Source organism: Microbacterium sp. MEC084, assembly GCF_004514465.2.
In the GTDB taxonomy this organism is placed as follows: domain Bacteria; phylum Actinomycetota; class Actinomycetes; order Actinomycetales; family Microbacteriaceae; genus Microbacterium.
This window is the reverse complement of sequence record NZ_MYFP02000043.1, coordinates 1-1,358: the sequence shown is the minus strand read 5'-3', so window position 1 is coordinate 1,358 and position 1,358 is coordinate 1. Positions and strand designations below refer to the sequence as shown.

Genomic DNA, 1,358 nt, shown 5'->3' with positions numbered 1-1,358 from the left:
TGAAGCGTCCCCGGTTCTCTGCCGCTCCTATGCGGGTGCCAGCACCGGGTGGGATGGCGTTTCGAGGTCAGCGTAGTAGACGGCCTCGAACTCGTCGGGCGGGACATCGCCGAGCGTGGAGTGCAGGCGCCGGTGGTTGTACCAGTCGACCCATTCGGCGGTGACCCATTCCACGTCGTCGACGGTCCGCAGCGGCCCGTTGCGGAATGGGGAGTCGTCGCGGATGGCTTCGTTCTTGAACAGCCCGATCGTCGACTCGGCGAGGGCGTTGTCGTAGGCGTCGCCGATCGACCCGATGGACGCGGCTATGCCCTCGAGGGCGAGGGTCTCGGCGAAGCTGATCGAGGTGAACTGGCTGCCGGCGTCGGAGTGGTGCACGAGCCCGTCACCGGCGGGGTGACCGGCACGGTCGCGCCGCCAGAGACCCATCCGCAGCGCGGTGGTCACCAGCGGAGTCGTCTTGCTCGTGCTGGCATACCAGCCCACGATCGTCCGGGAGAAGCAGTCGATCACGAAGGCCACGTAGACGAACCCGGCCCAGGTGCGCACATACGTGAAGTCCGCGACCCAACGCCGATTGGGTGCCTCGGCGGAGAAGTCCCGCTCCAGCAGGTCCGGCGCACGCTGCGCGTTCCGATCTGGGATCGTCGTCCGCACGCGCTTGCCTCGCACGAGCCCGCCTATGCCGAGTTGCCGCATCAGCCGGTCCACGCGCCGCTTCGACACGGCCAGACCGCGTCGCCGCAGGAGCGCGGTCATCTTCCGCCGGCCATACATCGACTCCGGCGTCGCCTTCCCGTTCTCGTCGACGCGAGCGGCGAGGATCGCGTCGATCACCGCCGCGTCCTCCAGATCGCGGTTGCTGGGCTGGGCGGTCTTCCAGGACCGATAGGTTCGCGCGGCGACCTGCACGCCCTGCTCCCGCAGGACATCGCAGATCGACTCGACCGCGCGGCCCTTGGCGCGCTGCTCGTCGATGAACGAGACGATCAGCGCTTTCGGGGGTCGAGCTCCCCGGCGAAGAAAACCGCCGCGTCCCGCAGGATCGCGTTGGCCTCACGCAGCTCGCGGTTCTCGCGCTCGAGCTTGCGGATCCGCTCCGATTCGGTCGTGCTGACCCCCTGCCGGTCGCCGGCGTCGACCTGCGCCTGCCGCACCCACCGGCGCAAGCTCTCAGCGCCGAAACCGAGCCGCTTCGACACCGTCTCGCACGCGGTCGTGAGGTTCGGGTACTCATCGAGGTGATCGAGCACGAGCCGGATAGCGCGCTGCTTCGTCTCCTCCGGAATCCTCTTCGGCATGATCATCATCTTCCTTCCAGACTCGAAAGGAAGCGGCATCAAACCGGGGACGGTTCA

General features: G+C 67.8%; 1 protein-coding gene. It reads right to left on the bottom strand.

All coding sequences use genetic code 11. From position 1 onward, the window contains the following. Positions 1 to 27: 27 nt before the first annotated feature. A protein-coding gene (locus B5M43_RS14840) for an IS3 family transposase (protein ID WP_134747357.1) occupies positions 28 to 1,301 on the bottom strand; the annotation gives its coding sequence in 2 pieces (ribosomal slippage) (positions 28 to 1,031 and positions 1,031 to 1,301; 1,275 coding nt in all). Positions 1,302 to 1,358: the final 57 nt, after the last annotated feature.